This is a genomic window from Seohaeicola saemankumensis (genome assembly GCF_021021435.1).
Classification (GTDB): Bacteria; Pseudomonadota; Alphaproteobacteria; order Rhodobacterales; family Rhodobacteraceae; genus Seohaeicola.
In genome coordinates this window covers 110998-127857 of sequence record NZ_JAINWI010000012.1, presented here as the reverse complement: position 1 = coordinate 127857, position 16860 = coordinate 110998, and the positions used below count along the sequence as shown (strand labels likewise).

At 60.4% G+C, this 16860-nt stretch carries 14 protein-coding genes; 9 read left to right on the top strand and 5 right to left on the bottom strand.

From position 1 onward, the window contains the following. Window positions 1-13: 13 nt before the first annotated feature. Window positions 14-769, bottom strand: a complete 756-nt coding sequence (locus K7H22_RS10505; RefSeq protein ID WP_230800768.1) for an SDR family NAD(P)-dependent oxidoreductase — start codon at window positions 767-769, stop codon at window positions 14-16. 151 nt (window positions 770-920) lie between these two features. On the opposite strand from K7H22_RS10505, the gene K7H22_RS10500 reads away from it, so the two are divergent. From K7H22_RS10500 to K7H22_RS10475, 6 genes are all read left to right on the top strand, one after another. Then, entirely contained in the window at window positions 921-1874 is a 954-nt protein-coding gene (locus K7H22_RS10500; protein ID WP_419248170.1) for an MBL fold metallo-hydrolase, read from the top strand. Beyond that, the gene (locus K7H22_RS10495; RefSeq protein ID WP_230800767.1) at window positions 1871-2311 is read left to right on the top strand and encodes a rhodanese-like domain-containing protein; all 441 of its coding nucleotides are present in this window, start codon (window positions 1871-1873) and stop codon (window positions 2309-2311) included. The genes K7H22_RS10500 and K7H22_RS10495 overlap by 4 nt, the downstream gene beginning before the upstream one ends. After that, a complete protein-coding gene (locus K7H22_RS10490; protein ID WP_230800906.1) occupies window positions 2311-2772 on the top strand; it encodes a methyltransferase family protein in 462 nt (153 codons plus the stop codon). The genes K7H22_RS10495 and K7H22_RS10490 overlap by 1 nt, the downstream gene beginning before the upstream one ends. A 125-nt stretch (window positions 2773-2897) precedes the next feature. Beyond that, entirely contained in the window at window positions 2898-4472 is a 1575-nt protein-coding gene (locus K7H22_RS10485; protein ID WP_230800766.1) for a Re/Si-specific NAD(P)(+) transhydrogenase subunit alpha, read from the top strand. Window positions 4473-4484: 12 nt separating this feature from the next. Further along, on the top strand, window positions 4485-5981 hold the full coding sequence (locus K7H22_RS10480) for an NAD(P)(+) transhydrogenase (Re/Si-specific) subunit beta (RefSeq protein ID WP_230800765.1): 1497 nt from the start codon (window positions 4485-4487) through the stop codon (window positions 5979-5981). A 187-nt stretch (window positions 5982-6168) separates the two neighbouring features. Continuing rightward, window positions 6169-7449: a DUF3422 family protein gene (locus K7H22_RS10475; RefSeq protein ID WP_230800764.1), complete on the top strand. Its 1281-nt coding sequence runs from the start codon at window positions 6169-6171 to the stop codon at window positions 7447-7449. On the opposite strand, the gene K7H22_RS10470 is transcribed toward K7H22_RS10475, so the two are convergent. From K7H22_RS10470 to K7H22_RS10455, 4 genes are all read right to left on the bottom strand, one after another. Then, entirely contained in the window at window positions 7385-8446 is a 1062-nt protein-coding gene (locus tag K7H22_RS10470; RefSeq protein WP_230800763.1) for a YeeE/YedE family protein, read from the bottom strand. The two genes, K7H22_RS10475 and K7H22_RS10470, sit on opposite strands and share 65 nt — an antisense overlap. Before the next feature lie 206 nt (window positions 8447-8652). Continuing rightward, window positions 8653-9567 carry an ABC transporter permease gene (locus K7H22_RS10465; RefSeq protein WP_230800762.1) on the bottom strand — a complete coding sequence of 305 codons (915 nt, stop codon included), beginning with the start codon at window positions 9565-9567 and terminating at the stop codon, window positions 8653-8655. Continuing rightward, complete coding sequence (locus K7H22_RS10460) at window positions 9560-10567, bottom strand: ABC transporter permease (RefSeq protein ID WP_230800761.1); 1008 nt, start codon at window positions 10565-10567, stop codon at window positions 9560-9562. The genes K7H22_RS10465 and K7H22_RS10460 overlap by 8 nt, the downstream gene beginning before the upstream one ends. Before the next feature lie 84 nt (window positions 10568-10651). Continuing rightward, window positions 10652-12352, bottom strand: coding sequence for a peptide ABC transporter substrate-binding protein (locus tag K7H22_RS10455; protein WP_230800760.1), 1701 nt, complete (start codon window positions 12350-12352; stop codon window positions 10652-10654). A 291-nt stretch (window positions 12353-12643) separates the two neighbouring features. Between K7H22_RS10455 and K7H22_RS10450 the strand changes: the two genes are divergently transcribed. Genes K7H22_RS10450 through K7H22_RS10440 form a run of 3 tightly spaced genes read left to right on the top strand, consistent with a single transcriptional unit; the run spans window position 12644 to window position 16857 of the window. After that, a complete protein-coding gene (locus tag K7H22_RS10450; protein ID WP_230800759.1) occupies window positions 12644-14464 on the top strand; it encodes an ABC transporter ATP-binding protein in 1821 nt (606 codons plus the stop codon). 20 nt (window positions 14465-14484) lie between these two features. After that, complete coding sequence (gene argE, locus K7H22_RS10445; RefSeq protein ID WP_230800758.1) at window positions 14485-15642, top strand: acetylornithine deacetylase; 1158 nt, start codon at window positions 14485-14487, stop codon at window positions 15640-15642. Window positions 15643-15693: 51 nt separating this feature from the next. Continuing rightward, window positions 15694-16857, top strand: coding sequence for a M20 aminoacylase family protein (locus K7H22_RS10440; RefSeq protein ID WP_230800757.1), 1164 nt, complete (start codon window positions 15694-15696; stop codon window positions 16855-16857). Window positions 16858-16860 lie beyond the last annotated feature (3 nt).

Genomic DNA, 16860 nt, shown 5'->3' with positions numbered 1-16860 from the left:
GCCCTCGCGGACCTTACCGGACCTGACCGCCGGCGATTTCCACACATTGCCCGTTGACCGCGCCGGACAGCGGATGGCACAGCCACATCGCGGCGGTGGCCACTTCCTCGACCGAGATCAGGCGACGGTGGCGGTTGCTGTCGGCCATGGCCTGACGCGCCTGTTCCACGCTCATGCCAGTGCGTTGCGCGATGGATTCCGAATTCAGCGCCACGATATCTGTTTCCACATAGCCAGGGCACAGCGCGTTGAAGGTGATTGGCCCGCCCATATATTCCTCGGAATAGGAGCGGATCAGCCCGATCACCCCGTGTTTCGAGGCGGAATAAGCCCCCGCACCCTTGAGGCCGCGCAGCCCCGCCAATGACGAGACCACGATGACACGGCCCCAGTCTGTATCCAGCATGCCGCGCATGGATTCGCGGATGGTCAGGAAAGCGCCGTCCAGATTTGTCCTCATGATGCGCTGCCAGAATTCCAGATCGGTCTTTTGCAGGCTCTTGCCCTCGGCAATGCCCGCATTGGCGACGACAATCTGGATCGGCCCGCGCGCTGCCACGGCGGTTTTGATGCCCTCCACGACCTGCGCTTCGTCCATCACATCCATGGCAAGCGCGTGCAGGCCGTTGCCTGCGACCGCCTCAAGCACTTCGGTGCGTCGTCCGGTGATGGTGACCTGTGCGCCTTCGGCGGCGAGTGCCTGTGCGATGGCAAGGCCGATGCCTGTGCCGCCGCCTGTGACCAATGCGTGTTTGCCTGAATGCAACATGATGTTCCTCCCTTTTGCGGCAGACTATCCGTCACGGCTTGCATGGCAAGGGGGGCGGTCGGTTTTCCGCCGCAAGGTCACTTTACAATGACATTCGCGTCTGTGAATATGATTGGCGCAAGGCGGGAGGCTATTGCGACAGGAGGATCACATGAAACAGATGATGACAGTCGGCACCGTGCTGGCCTTGGTGGCAGCCCAAGCCATGGCGAGCGAGGATATCGCGGACAAATATCCACAATCCGAGCTTTACGACAAACCGGTCGAAGTGATCCCGCATGTCTGGTCCGCGATCGGGGCCACGGCTCCGCCGACTTACGAGAATGCAGGCCACAACAACAACCTGTCCTTTGTTGTCACCGGGGACGGGGTGATTGTAGTCAATGGCGGTGCCTCGGTCCGTCTGGCTGCGGCCTTGCATGACGAGATCAAGGCCGTGACAGATCAGGCGGTCAAACTGGTGATCAACGAGAACGGGCAGGGCCATGCCGTTCTGGGCAATTCCTACTGGGTGGATCAGGGTGTCGATATTCTGGCCCATACCGATGCGATTGCCGAGGTCGAGGCGCATGGCGACCAGATCCTGATGGGCATGCAGGGCTATAACAAGGATCGCGCCGAGGGCACGCGGATCGCGGTGCCGAACCTGTCTTTCGATGACCGCTACGACATCACGATGGGCGATGTCACGCTGGAGGTGCTGCATCTGGGCCCCGCGCACGGCCCCGGCGATACGCAGGTCTGGATACCGCAATGGGGCGTCATGATCGCGGGCGATATCGCCTTTCACGAACGCATGCCGCCAATCTTTGCCGATACCTGCACCTCATGCTGGATCGAGACATGGGAAACCGCGTTTGAGCCGCTGAACCCGACCTATGTGATCCCCGGTCACGGCCATCCGACCAATTTGGCGCAGGTGCGCCACTATACGCGCGACTATCTGGTAGACCTGCGCGAGAAGATCGGCGCCCATATCGAGGAAGGCGGCGATCTGGCGAGCGCCTTCTATGTCGATCAGGAAAAATGGCGCAACCTTGATACATTCGAGGAACTGGCAACGCGTAACGCGGGCCGCGTGTTCGAGGAGATGGAGTTCGAATGAGGCGGTTTGCATCTGCCCTGTCTCTGTCGGCCCTGATCGGCGTGACAGGGCTGCTGGCACCCGCAACGGCAGCATCCGAGGAAGCGCTGCTTGAGGCAATCACCGGCTATATGGATTTTGCCACTTATGATTCGGGTATCATCATGCCCGACCAGATGGACCGTCTGGTCTTTGACAGCGCGATGATCGTTGATACGCGCGACGCGGCGCAATTCGCGGAAGGTCATATCCCCGGTGCTGTGAATATAGAATGGCGCGCGGTGCCGGGCCGTCTGGACGAGTTGCCCGCAAGCGGCATGGTCATTCTTTATTGCAACACCGGCACCCTGTCGGCGCAGGCAGCCTTTGCCGCCCGCCTGTTGGGGCGCGAGAATGTGCTGATGCTCCAGACCGGCTATGAGGGGTGGCAGACCACAGCCGCCTATCGTCCTGAATGATGCGTGCCCTGCTCAAATGGATTGATCTGCCGCCGGTGTGGTTGATCGCGATGATCGCGCTGGTCTGGGCGCAAGCGCAATATCTGCCGCTTGGCCTGTCGTTTGGCGGGGCATGGGCGGATTTCGTGGGCGGTATTCTTGTAGGGGGCGGGCTGATCCTGATGGTGCTGGCCGTGCACGAGATGCGCAAGGCCCGCACTACCATCGTGCCGCATCTGGAGGCTACCAAACTGGTGCAGTCGGGCATCTTCAGCCGCAGCCGGAACCCGATCTATCTGGGCGATGTTCTGGTGCTGGCAGGGTTGATTCTGCGCTTTGATGCGGTGCTGGCGCTACCATTGGTGCCGGTATTCCTTTGGATACTAGAAAAGCGCTTTGTCATCCCCGAAGAAAACCGCCTCAGACGCAGTTTCAGGGCGGATTTCGCCCGCTATTGCCAGAAAACCCGCCGATGGATTTGACAGTGCCGCGCAATAAGTGCATCGCAGGACCGATCAGCTTGTGAAATATTGTTGCGCCGCACTATAAACAAGTTTCCGGTCGCGCGGCGGCCGGTACAAGACCTGCGAAAAGGGGGACGCGAGACGTGAAGATCGGTACGCCAAAGGAAATAATCGAGGGTGAAGCCCGTGTGGCCATGACCCCTGACTCTGCGCTTCAGTTGCAGAAACTGGGACATAGTTGTGTGATCGAGGCCGGTGCCGGTATGGCCGCCGGTTTCTCGGACAAGGCCTATGAGGAGGCGGGCGTCGAGGTGGTGAAAACCGCTGCCGCCCTGTGGAAAGCCGCCGATATCGTGGCCAAGGTGCGCCCGCCCTCTGAGGCGGAAGTCAAGAAGATGAACGAGGGTCAGACCCTGATCTCGATGTTCTATCCGGTCGCCAACGAGTCGCTGATGAAACAGGCTGCCGCCAAGGGTGCCAATGTTATTGCGATGGATATGGTGCCGCGCATCAGCCGCGCGCAGAAGATGGACGCGCTGTCGTCCATGGCGAATATCGCGGGCTACCGCGCGGTGATCGAAGCCGGCAACAACTTTGGCCGCTTCTTCACCGGCCAGATCACGGCGGCGGGCAAAGTGCCTCCCGCCAAGGTTCTGGTCGTGGGTGCGGGTGTGGCAGGTCTTGCCGCGATCGGGACATCGACCAGCCTTGGTGCAATCACCTTTGCCTTTGACGTGCGCCCCGAAGTGGCCGAGCAGGTTGAATCCATGGGCGCGCAATTCGTCTATCTGGATTTTGCCGAAGCCGTGCAGGACGGGGCCGCGACAGGTGGCTATGCCGCACCGTCCAGCCCCGAATTCCGCGAGGCGCAGCTTGCCAAGTTCCGCGAGCTTGCCCCCGATATGGATATCGTGATCACCACCGCGCTGATCCCCAACCGTGAAGCGCCCGAGTTGTGGACGCCCGATATGGTTGCGGCGATGAAGCCCGGCTCCGTGATCGTCGATCTGGCGGCGGAAAAGGGCGGCAACTGCAAGCTGACCGTGATGGACGAAAAGATCGTCACCGAGAATGGTGTCACGATCATCGGCTACACCGATTTCCCCAGCCGTATGGCCGCGCAAGCCTCGACGCTCTATGCGACCAACATCCGCCATATGATGACCGACCTGACCCCCGGCAAGGACGGACAAGTTGTTCATAACATGGAAGATGACGTGATCCGCGGCGCGACCGTGACCTTCGGCAAAGAGGTGACATTCCCGCCACCGCCGCCAAAAGTGGCCGCGATTGCGGCGCAAAAGCCCAAGGAAAAGGGCAAGGAACTGACCGCTGAGGAAAAGCGTGCGAATGAAATCGCGGCCTTCAAGACGCAGACCCGCAATCAGGTCGGTCTTCTGGCGATCGGTGCCGTGCTTCTTCTGGCGGTCGGCCTTGTCGCGCCAGCCAGCTTCATGCAGCATTTCATCGTGTTCCTGCTGTCTGTCTTCATCGGCTTCCAGGTGATCTGGAATGTCGCGCACAGCCTGCATACCCCGCTGATGGCCGTGACCAACGCCATTTCCTCGATCATTATTCTGGGCGCTCTGATCCAGATCGGATCGTCCTCGATGCTGATCACGCTGCTGGCGGCACTGGGCATTTTCATGGCTGCGATCAACATTGTCGGCGGCTTCCTCGTGACACGGCGCATGCTTGCCATGTTCCAGAAATCCTAAGGAGCAGGTAATATGGAATACGGATTTACTATTGCAGCTTATGCTGTGGCCGCCGTGCTGTTCATCCTGTCTCTGGGCGGGTTGAGCGGACAGGAAAGCGCGAAACGCGCTGTTTGGTACGGGATCGTCGGTATGGCGATTGCCGTGGTCGGCACGCTGATCGGACCGGGCCAGGGCCTGTGGGCCGCATCGCTGGTGTTGATCGCCTTGGGCGCTGCTGTCGGTTATCAGTTGGCAACGCGCGTTCAGATGACCCAGATGCCGGAACTGGTGGCAATCATGCACAGCCTCGTCGGTCTGGCGGCTGTGTTTGTGGGCTTCAACGCCGATCTGATGATCAACGATATCGCGCAGATCTATAATGCGAACGGTCAGGTTCTGGGGGCTGTGTCGGATGACGGCTATACCGCCATCGGCCTGCCTGCCGCGATCTATGGCGAGCTGTCGTCTTTCGGGCAGTTGATTGCCAAGAAAACATCCGTTGAAATCGCGATCCTGCGGGTTGAACTGGTGCTTGGTATCTGGATCGGTGCAGTCACCTTTACCGGCTCGGTCATTGCCTATGGCAAGCTGGCGGGCAAGGTGAACACAGCGGCGCAGAAACTGCCGGGCGGTCATATTCTGAATGCGGCGGCGGCGGGTCTCTCGCTGGTGCTGGCAGTCATGTATATGAACGAGGCCGGTAGCTGGACACTGGTGCTGCTGGCATTGCTGGCGCTGTTCATCGGCTATCACCTGATCATGGGGATCGGCGGCGCTGATATGCCCGTGGTTGTCTCGATGCTGAACAGCTATTCCGGCTGGGCGGCAGCGGCCATCGGCTTCAGCCTTGGCAATGATCTGCTGATCGTGGTCGGCGCGCTGGTCGGCTCTTCGGGTGCGATCCTGTCCTACATCATGTGCAAGGCGATGAACCGGTCCTTCATCAGCGTCATTCTGGGCGGCTTCGGCGGCCCCGCGGGCGAGCAGATGGCGGTCGAAGGCGAACAGGTGGCGATTGACGCCGACGGTGTTGCCAATGCGCTGGACGAGGCTGACAGCATCATCATCATTCCGGGCTACGGGATGGCGGTGGCGCAGGCCCAGCAAAGCGTGTCCGAGCTGACCAAGCGCCTGCGTGCCAAAGGCAAGACCGTCCGTTTCGCGATCCACCCCGTGGCGGGGCGTCTGCCCGGTCACATGAACGTGCTGCTGGCGGAAGCCAAGGTGCCCTACGATATCGTTCTGGAGATGGACGAAATCAACGAGGATTTCCCAAGCACGGATGTGGCCATCGTGATCGGCTCGAATGACATCGTAAACCCTGCGGCGCAGGACGATCCCAACAGCCCCATCGCCGGTATGCCGGTTCTGGAATGCTGGAAAGCCAAACAGGTGTTCGTGTCCAAGCGCGGGCAAGGCACCGGCTATTCGGGGATCGAGAACCCCTTGTTTTTCAAGGAAAACACACGGATGTTCTACGGCGATGCCAAGAAATCGCTGGATGAATTGCTGGCCAAGATCAGCTGATCCTTGCGCCAGAACGCTACCGGAAAAGGCACCCCACGGGGTGCCTTTTTTGTTATAGGCTGCACCCAATGCCCGCGAAACAGGCTTGGGTATACTGTCGTGTTCCGTAAATAACTGAAATAAAACAACTTTATCTTTAACTTCGCCGCTCTAAAGTATATCCTGTGCCGAACGTCAGGAGTTGCCCATGTCGCCCATTCAGGACCATCCGCTGCGCTATGAACTGGCCAATGAACTGCATGCGCGGCCCTTTCCGTCCATTGATGCGCCCGGATCGGCCTTCTATCTGGCGATCAAGAAGGAACAGGATGCCGCCAGCAGAGACCGAGGTGCCGATCTGGCGCATCTGACAGCTTTGCTGGACCGTTTCGGCGCGGCCCATCCACAGCCCGGTGCGACGCATTATTTCGGGCAGATTGGGCGGCATATGCTGAAATGGGAAAGCCATACCGAATTCGTGACCTACACGGCATTCTCGGAAAGCCTAAGTGCGCGGGCCTTCGATCCTGTGGATTTCGACGTGTTTCCAGCGGAATGGCTGGCCAAGGCCCCTGGCGTGCGTGTCACCTCGGCCCTCATCCGGATGGAGGAGATCGGCGAGAAAGCCTCTGTCGTCAACAAGCTGAACGACTGGTTCGTGCCGGAAAGTCTGGCCGTCAGTCGCGTTCTGGACGATGCCGCCATCGTCGCGGGCGATTTCCGCATTGATCCGGCTGGCCATATGCGTTTTGCGATCTTTGTATCGCCCGAAACAGGCGCGCGGCGGATCGGGCGTGTCGTGCAGCGTCTGTGTGAGATCGAAACCTACAAGACCATGTCGATGCTGGCCTTCTCGCAGGTCAAGGCGATGTCGGCGACGCTGGCCGCGATCGACGCGCAGTTGACACAGTTGATGGATGATATGACCCGCAATGAAAAGCCAGCCGACCAGACGCTTGCGGGCCTGCTGGAAGTCTCGGCCATGCTGGAAAACAAGGTCGCCCGTGCCTCGTTCCGCTTCGGTGCGGCAGCAGCTTATGAGGCTATCGTTCACCAGCGGATCGAGGTGCTGCGCGAGGAGCGTTTCGACGGACGGCAGACATTCGCGGAATTCATGATGCGCCGCTACGATCCCGCGATGCGGACGGTCAAAGCCTCGCAGGCGCGACTGGCGGCGATGGCGGACAGGGCGATGCGAGCAGGGGAGCTGTTGCGCACACGCGTGGATGTGGAACGCTCGGCCCAGAACCAGAACTTGCTGGAAAGTATGAATGTGCGGGCGGATATGCAGTTGCGCCTGCAAAAGACAGTCGAAGGACTGTCCGTTGTGGCGATCAGCTATTACGCGGTGTCGCTGATGTCCTACGTGGTTTATCCCCTTGCCGAAGCTATAAGCATCAGCAAGGGAACATTGACAGCGGCGCTTACTCTGCCGGTAATGCTGTTGGTCTGGTGGCTGGTGCGGCGCGTTCAGAAGAGCCTGCACTAAGCGCCCAGTTCGTCAGCAGACCACCCGCGCCGATGGCGGCAATCGCAAGGATGGCGGCAATCGACAGGGTCGGGATGCCAGACAGACCTGCGCCAACGGTGCATCCACCAGCCAGAACGCCGCCCACACCCATCAGGGCTGCACCTGACATATAACGTCCGGTTTCACGCGGGCTGTGGAAGCTCTGCCATGCGAATTCACCACGGATCAGGCTGCTGGCTAGCGCGCCCAGAACAACGGCACCGATCAGCGCGGCCCCGAATGTGGCCGAGATCGAGGTTGACGCAACGGTGAAGAACAGCGCTTCGGCGGCGGCAGAGGTGAAGGACAGGCTTTCCATCGCGATGGGGTCAAACTCGTCCTGCAGGATAAAGCCGGTGCCAACCCAGCCCAGCGGGACAAGCACACCGATCAGGGCCGCAAGCGCCAGTATGCCCGCGCGATTTCCCGAACGTAGCGCGATGACCAGTGCAGCAGCAGCAATCAGGCCCGCCCAGAGCAGCGGTGCTCCCGGCAGAGCCACCGAATCCAGCGACAGGGTGATAGAGCCGAGCGTTGTGCGCAGCGGTGCCAGCACGCCTTTCAGCGTCGCATGGGCGACAACGGCGAATACCACCAGCACCAGAGCGGCACGCAAATTGCCCGATCCGGTCAGCACAGTCAGACGCGACACGCACCCGCGTGTCAGCACCATGCCCGCACCGAACAGCAGGCCACCGGCGACGATTGCCAGAACCGGCAATTCGCCCGCCATGAACCGATGCTCTGCAAAGGTGATCCAGCCTGCGGCGACAGCACCCTGCGTGCCCAGCACGGCGACGGCCAAGGCGGTCAGCCAGACGCCGGCCGCCTGTTTGCGATCCTTGCCCACAATGGAGCGGCGGAAGCAGAAGCGGGTGATCTGCGCGAGAATGCCAAAGGCAACGCCGAGGGCAAGGGCGAAATAGACAGCCGCCTGCGGGGCGGTCAGTGTCTCGAAGCCGAGGGATTCGAACATGGGTTTTCTCCGCAATCTGGAATTTTGTCCCAGATGGACGGGTTATACTTTATAATCAAGAGAGGGGCTTGTCGGGAAATCGTTCTGTAACGGAATATTTTTCCTTGCGGCGGCGCAGGGGCAGGTCGCATGTTCCTCTCGCCTGCCGTTTGCAAACAAGAAGACCCGCACCGGTGGTGCGGGCCACTCGCCTGTCCTTATTTCGCTCAGCGCCCCCGAATACGCGGGTCCAGCGCATCCCGCAGACCGTCACCCAGATAGTTGACGCTCAGCACCGTCAGCGAGATCGCCAGACCGGGCCAGAGAACGCGCTGTGGATGCTGTTGCATGTAATCGACCGCATCAAACAGCAGGCGGCCCCATGTCGGAAAATCCGGCGGAAAGCCCAGACCAAGGAAGGACAGCGCGCTTTCCGTGATGATCGCATTGGCAATGCCCAGCGTGGCAGACACCATGATGGGCGACATCACGTTGGGCAGGATATGGCGTGTGATCATGCGGAAATTGGTCGTCCCGATCGACCGCGCGGCCAGCACGAATTCCCGCTCTTTCAGGGCCAGCACATCGCCGCGCACGATGCGTGCCGTGGGCATCCAGCTTGTAATGCCGATGGCTGTAACGATCAGGATGAAGATACCTGTCTCGGGGCCGAAGGCCGCGTTTAACGGTTCGCGGAACAGCAGCACCATCACCAGCAGAAGGGGCAGCAGCGGCAGGGCAAGGAACAGGTCGGTCGTCCGCATCAGGATGTTGTCCAGCTTGCGGAAGTACCCTGCCAGAACCCCGATCAGACTGCCAAGCACCAGTGCCAGCAGCATCGCTGTAATCCCGACCGAAACCGAGGTCTGACCGCCCGCCATCATGCGCGCCAGCATGTCCCGGCCCAACTGGTCTGTGCCCAAGGGATGCACCCAGCTTGGCCCCTGATTGCGGGACCGGATGTCGATGAAAGTCGCGTCATAGGGCCAGAGCAAAGGCCCTAGGAAGACCGACACCACGATCAACAGAAACACAATGCCGCCCAGCAGCGCGCCTTTATGGCTTTTGAACTGTTCCCATATGTCACGCCACTGGCTGCGCGGCGGGGCCGTGGGGATGGGTTGGTCGGTCATCTCAGTCATAGCGGATCCTCGGGTCAAGGATGCCGTAAAGCACATCCGCGATCAGATTGAAGATGACGATCAGCAGCGCGAAAATGAAGGTCAGGGTTTGCACCATCGGCAGGTCGTTCGCCTCGATCGAGGTGATCAGAAGCTGGCCCAGACCGTTGACCTTGAAGACCTGCTCGGTGATGATCGCGCCCCCGAAGACTTGCGGCACGCCCAAGGCGATCACGGTGACTACGGGGATCATCGAATTGCGCAGGACGTGCACCAGAACAACGGTCTTCTCGCCCAGACCCTTGGCCCGCGCCGTGCGGACGTAATCCTGATTGAGATTGTCCAGCATTGACGCCCGCATGAAGCGGCTGATCTGCGCGGCATTATACAGCGCCAGTACGGCAACGGGCATGATCATCTGGCGGATCTGGAACATGAAGCTGTCCCAGTCGGAGACCTTGTGCGTGGTGTCATAGATCGACGGGAACCAACCCAGGTTGACCGAGAAGATGACGATCAGCAAAACGCCGGTAAAGAAGGTCGGCACCGAAAAGCCCACCATCGACACGAATGTGCCGATCTGGTCAAAAGCCGAATATTGCCGGTAGGCTGAATAGATGCCGATGGGCAGGGCGATCATTACTCCCAGCACATAGGACATGCCGACTACCCACAATGTCTGCGGCAGACGCTGCACCACGATATCCATAACGGGGCTGCGGGTCTGCCAAGACAGCACGCGCAATTTACCTTCCGAGAAAGTGGTGCCGAAGATACTGTCGATCAGAACTTGTGGCTCGACCCAGAAGAATTGCACAAGCCACTTGAAGAACTGGATATGCACCGGCGCGCCAAGGCCAAGCGCCTCGCGCATCCTTTCCTTGACTTCGGGCGGCACGGTCAGCGGCACCTGTGCCATTGGATCACCCGGGGCAAGCTGGAGCAGGCTGAATATGACAAGCGAGATGAACAAAAGGGTGGGGATGGCAAGAACCAGTCGCCGGAAGGTAAAGGTCAGCATGGGCGGCGCCTTTGCGGGTCGCTGTGAAATAGACCAAAATCAACGGCCCCGTCCCGCAAGAGACAGGGCCGCGATATCAGTTGCTTACTTGATACGATGCCAGTCAGCCACGTTCCAAAGCTCGCTGTCCCATGTGTTCAGGACCACACCGCCAAGGCTGTTGGAATGGGCCGAGACGCGACCGCGGTCCACCAGCGGGATGATGACATTGCTTTCCTTGGTGACCATGTCGTTCAGCTTGCGCGCGATCTCGCCGCGCTTCTCCAACTCGCCGGTGCGGCCCAGTTCGGCGACCATGGCGTCATAGGCGGGATCACAGAAACGGGTGATGTTTTCACCCTGCCACTGGGTTTCCGGACGCGGAGCCTTGTCACAGGTCTGCGCCGCCAGATAGGCTTCGGGATCGGTGCCGTCGAAGTTGTTGGCATACATTTCCAGATCGGCATAGAATTTCTGGAACGTGTCGGGGCTGCCCGGATCACCACCGAAGAAGACCGAGGCGCTGACGTTGCGCAGTTCGGTTTCCACGCCGATTTCATCCCACCACTGTTTGATCAGGGCCTGAAAGTCCTGACGCACGGCGTTGGTCGAAGTCTGGAACAGCACCGACAGGCGCACACCGTCTTTTTCGCGGATGCCACCGGCACCACGGGTCCAGCCGGCCTCGTCCAGCAGTGCGTTTGCGCCGGCGATGTCATGTGTCAGACAGTCGGTATTGTCCGAGGCATAAAGCTCGGGCGCGGGGACAAGGTTGCAGGTCGGACGACCCGCCTGACCATAGCCGATTTCGACCAACAGGTTGCGGTCAATCGCCATCGACAGGGCCTGACGCACGGCCGGATCGGTCAGGAACGGATGCGGATGCTTCGCAGTGGCACGCTCGCCCTCGGGCAGCGACGGGGAAGGATCGGTCATATTGACCATGATCCGCTCGACCAGAGAGCCGAATGCGGCGATGGTCTGGCCCTTGCCGCCGGCCTGCATCTGCTCGATCACCTCGGGGGCAAGCTGCAGGTTCCATGCATAATCGAATTCGCCGGTTTCCAGCACGGCGCGCCCTGCTGCTGTGGCATCGCCGCCGCCTTTGAAGGTCATCGTGGCGAAAGCTGGCTTGGCGGGATCGCGGTAATTGGGGTTGGCTTCCAGCGAGATCACGTCATTGGGCCGGAATTCGGTCACGCGGAAAGGGCCGGTGCCGATCGGGTTGAAGTTCGCCTCGGTGCATTCGGGGGCTTTGGCGCCCAGACAATCCGCGAATTGCGCGGCCTGTATGATCGGGGCCTGCGCGCCCATGAAGGGGCCGTAAGGATTGGGTTTGGCTTCCGAGAAAGTGACCTTGACGGTCAGATCGTCAATCGCCTCGACCGCGCTGACGCCGTCGAACTTGGCCGCCTGCGCGCAACCGCCTTCGGGATGCATACAATATTCAGCGGTGAATTTCACGTCGGCGGCGGTGACAGGCGTGCCGTCGGACCACAGCAGATCGGGCTTCAGTTTCCATGTGATCGAGGTCAGATCCTCGCTGACGCCGCCGTTTTCCAAAGTCGGGATTTCCGCGGCCAGAAATGGCACAAGCGCGCCGGTCTGGTCGTAGCGGCCCAGCGGTTCGATGATCATCGACGCCGATTCGAGGTCCTTGGTGCCGCCCGACAGATAGGGGTTCAGGATCGAGGGGGCTTGCCAGTAGATGATATTCACATGGCCGTCCGCGCCGCGCTCGGCAAAGGCTGCGGGGGCCAGTGCCACAAGGGCGGCAGCACCTAGCAGGGTTGATTTCAGGGTCATTTGTCTCTCCATGTTGGACACGTGGTGTCTCTCTTATTTCCGGATGCGGGGCTTGGGATCGCGCCTTTATCCCGCCGGATTGCACCTTGAGGCCGTCAACGCGCATCTCGCCGCTGCTGCACCCGCCAATGTTCCTTCATCACAGACCTTCCCCGATCAAAAATCAAGCACGGGTTTGTGATGCCGACTCCGGCCTTGGGGTTGTCCGTCGTGTCACGCAAAGGGATTTGACAGTCCGGAAGCGCTGTCTGTAGCCTCGATGATCAGGACCCCACAGACAGGATTGCCACCATGCTCGACCAGCCGATTGCGAGGATCGAAAACCTGCGTGTGGAATTCCAGACCAAGGATGGTCCGGTAGTGGGTGTCGAGGATGTTTCCTTTTCGATCAATCCCGGTGAAACCGTATGCGTTGTTGGTGAATCAGGCTCTGGCAAGTCGGTGTCCAGCCTGTCGCTGATGCGTCTGGTCGAGTTCGGTGGCGGGGCTATTGCGGGGGGCAGATTGCTGTTCGACCGAAAAACCGGCGGTCAGGTGGACCTTGCGAAAACCGATCAGGATCTGATGCGGACGATTCGCGGCAACGAGATCGGGATGATCTTTCAAGAGCCGATGACCGCACTGAATCCGGTCTTTACCGTGGGGCGCCAACTGACCGAAGGGCTGCGCCTGCACAAGGCAATGACCAAAAAAGAGGCGGAAACCCGCGCGCTGGACCTGCTGAAGCAGGTGCGCATCCCCGAACCTGAGCGGCGGCTGCGTCAGTATCCCCATGAGTTGAGCGGCGGCATGCGCCAGCGGGTCGTGATCGCGATGGCGCTGGCCTGCGAGCCGCGCCTGCTGATCGCGGACGAGCCGACAACGGCGCTGGATGTGACTATTCAGGCCGAGATTCTGGCCCTGATCGACCGGCTGAAACGCGAAACCGGTACAGCGGTCATGTTCATCACCCATGACATGGCTGTGGTGGCACAGATGGCCGACCGCGTGGTTGTGATGTTCCGTGGCAACAAGGTCGAAGAGGGTACGGTTCAGGAGATTTTCGAGAACCCGCAGCATGACTATACCAAGGCGCTGCTATCCGCCGTGCCGCGTCTGGGCGAGATGACGGGCAAGGCCCTGCCGGAACCGATGCGCCTGCTGGGATCGACTGGCCCTGCGGCCCTGCCGATTGCGGGCACGGAAACACCGCTGCTGACTGTGAAGAACCTGACCACCCGCTTTGCCGTGCTGGGCGGCCTGTTCCGGCGCACCGTTGCCAATGTCCACGCGGTCGAGGACGTGTCCTTCACCCTGAACAAGGGGCGCACCCTGTCGCTAGTGGGGGAAAGCGGATGTGGCAAATCCACCTGCGGGCGCTCGATCCTGCGTCTGGTGGAACCCATGTCGGGGTCCGTGATGCTGGATGGCACCGATATCATGGCGCTGGACCAGCGCGCGCTGCGCCGCGCACGGCAGGATATGCAGATGGTGTTTCAGGACCCGTTTGCCAGCCTCAACCCGCAGATGCAGCTTTCGGATCAGGTGGCCGAACCCCTGCGGAATTTCGGCACCCATTCAGGCAGTGCGCTAACCGACAAGGTGGCCGATCTGTTCGACCGCGTGCATCTGCCGCGCAATTTCATGCGCCGTTTCCCGCACGAGCTTTCCGGCGGTCAGCGTCAGCGCGTCGCCATCGCGCGGGCTTTGGCGTTGAACCCCAAGCTGATCATCGCCGATGAGGCGGTCAGCGCACTGGATGTATCGGTACAGGCGCAGGTTCTGAACCTGATGATGGAATTGCAGGCCGATCTGGGCCTGTCGTTCCTGTTCATCAGCCATGATATGGCCGTGGTCGAACGCGTCAGCCACGATGTCGGCGTGATGTATCTGGGCCGGATCGTGGAAATGGGCCCGCGTCAGGCGGTGTTTGAGGACCCGCAGCACGCCTATACCCGTGCCCTGATGAAAGCCGTTCCAGTGGCCGATCCGCGTCAGCGCAAATCGGAAAAGGACCTGAAATTCAAGCCGATCCCCTCACCGATCCATCCGGTGAGCTATGAAGCCGCCCCGTCTTTGTATAAAGAAGTGTCCAAGGGCCATTTCGTGCTGATCACGGATAGCGGTTACTGACACAAGACCGAAGGACGAACATGACAATCAGACTTTCTCCTCTCCAGTTGATGGAAAAGCTGGTCAGCTTTCCCACGGTCAGCCGTGACAGCAACCTGCCCTTGGTGGATTGGGTCGAGGATTACTTGAACGGCCACGGCATCGCCGCGCATCGCCATTACAACGATGACAACGACAAGGCATCTCTGTTTGCCCATGTCGGGCCAGAGGTTGCGGGCGGGCTGGTTCTGTCGGGCCATACCGATGTGGTGCCCGTCGATGGGCAGCCCTGGGCCGCCGACCCCTACACCGTGGTCGAACGGGACGGCAAATATTTCGGGCGCGGCACCTGTGACATGAAGGGCTTTGATGCGCTGGCGATCTGGGCCTTGGTCGAGGCACATCATCGCGGCGTCAAACGCCCGCTGCAACTTGCCCTCAGTTATGACGAGGAAGTGGGCTGCGTCGGTGCGCCACCGATGATTGAGCGGATGCTTGACGTGCTGCCGAAAGCATCAGCCGTGATCGTGGGCGAGCCGTCGATGATGAAGGCCGTCACGGGGCACAAAGGCGGGCAGGGGTTCTGGACCCATGTGATCGGCTTCGAGGTGCATAGTTCGATCATGCATACGGGCGTCAACGCGATCATGTATGGCGCCAAGCTGATCGAATGGGCCAATGCAGTGAATGCCGAAAACAAGGCCCGCACGCCCGGACCGCTGGCCGCCATGTTCGACCCGCCCTGGACAACGGCGCATGTCGGCACCATTCAGGGCGGCACGGCGCATAACATCACCGCCAAGGATTGCCGCTTCGGGATGGATTTCCGCGCTGTTCCCGGCGAAACTCTGACGGATTGGCGCGACCGGTATCTGGAACGTGTCCGCGCGGTCGAGGCCGAGATGCAGGCAGTTCACCCCTCGGCCCGTATCGAAATTACCGAAAAGTTCGAGGTGCCTGCCCTCAAACCCGAAGCAGAAGGCGAGGCCGAGACTCTGGTGCGTGCTATCACGGGCGACAATGGCGGCCATGTCGTCAGCTATGCCACCGAGGCCGGACAGTTTCAGGAGCGCGGCTATTCGGCTGTGGTCTGCGGCCCCGGCGATATTGCGCAGGCGCACCAGCCGGATGAATATATTACCAAGGCACAATTCGAGGCGGGCCATGATTTCATGCGCCGGTTGCTTGAACGGCTTTGACAATGCCCCCGCTTTTGGCGGGCTGACATGCAGAAATGAAAAGGAAGCCCGATGCCAATCAAGAATCGCTTTGCAGAAATGCAGGATGAAGTCACCGCGTGGCGGCGTGACTTGCACGAAAACCCCGAGATCCTGTTCGACACGCATCGCACCTCGGCTCTGGTGGCCGACAAGCTCAAGGTCTTTGGCTGCGACGAGATCGTGACCGGCATCGGACGCACCGGCGTTGTGGCTGTGATCAAGGGCAAGACAGATACATCCGGCAAGGTCATCGGGTTGCGCGCCGACATGGACGCGCTGCCGATCCTTGAGGCGACAGGGCTGTCCTATGCCTCGAAAACCCCCGGCGCGATGCATGCCTGTGGGCATGACGGGCATACTGCGATGCTGTTGGGGGCTGCCAAATATCTGGCCGAAACCCGCAATTTCGACGGCACTGTGGTGGTGATTTTCCAGCCCGCCGAAGAAGGCGGCGGCGGTGGCCGCGAGATGTGCGAGGACGGCATGATGGACCGCTGGAACATTCAGGAAGTCTACGGCATGCACAATATGCCCAACCTGCCGATCGGCCATTTCGCCATCCGTTCCGGCCCGTTCTTTGCGGCGACCGACCAGTTCGACATCTATCTGGAAGGCAAGGGCGGCCATGCTGCGCGCCCGCATGAAACCGTGGACACGACCGTGATGGCGGCGCAACTGGTGCTGTCCATGCAGACCATCGCCAGCCGCAATGCCGATCCGGTCAGCCAGATTGTAGTATCAGTGACATCTTTCCAGACGTCATCGACCGCGTTCAACGTGATCCCGCAGAAGGTGCATATCAAAGGAACGGTGCGGACCCAAAGCGCTGAGAACCGCGATATGGCCGAGCGCCGGATCAAGGAGATTGGGGCCGCGACCGCGGCCATGTTCGGCGGCGCGATCGAGGTGGATTACCATCGCGGCTATCCAGTGATGGTGAACTCGGAAGAACAGACCGAATTTGCCCGCGCCGTGGCGCATGGCGTCGGCGGCCATGTAAGCGAGGCCCCGCTGGTGATGGGCGGCGAGGATTTTGCCTTCATGCTGGAGGAACGACCCGGTGCCTATATCCTTGTAGGCAATGGCCCCAGCGCGCAGGTGCATCACCCCGAATACAACTTCAACGACGAAGCAATTCCCGTCGGTTGCAGCTGGTGGGCGGGGATTGTCGAACAGCGCATGCCCGCTGCCTGAGAA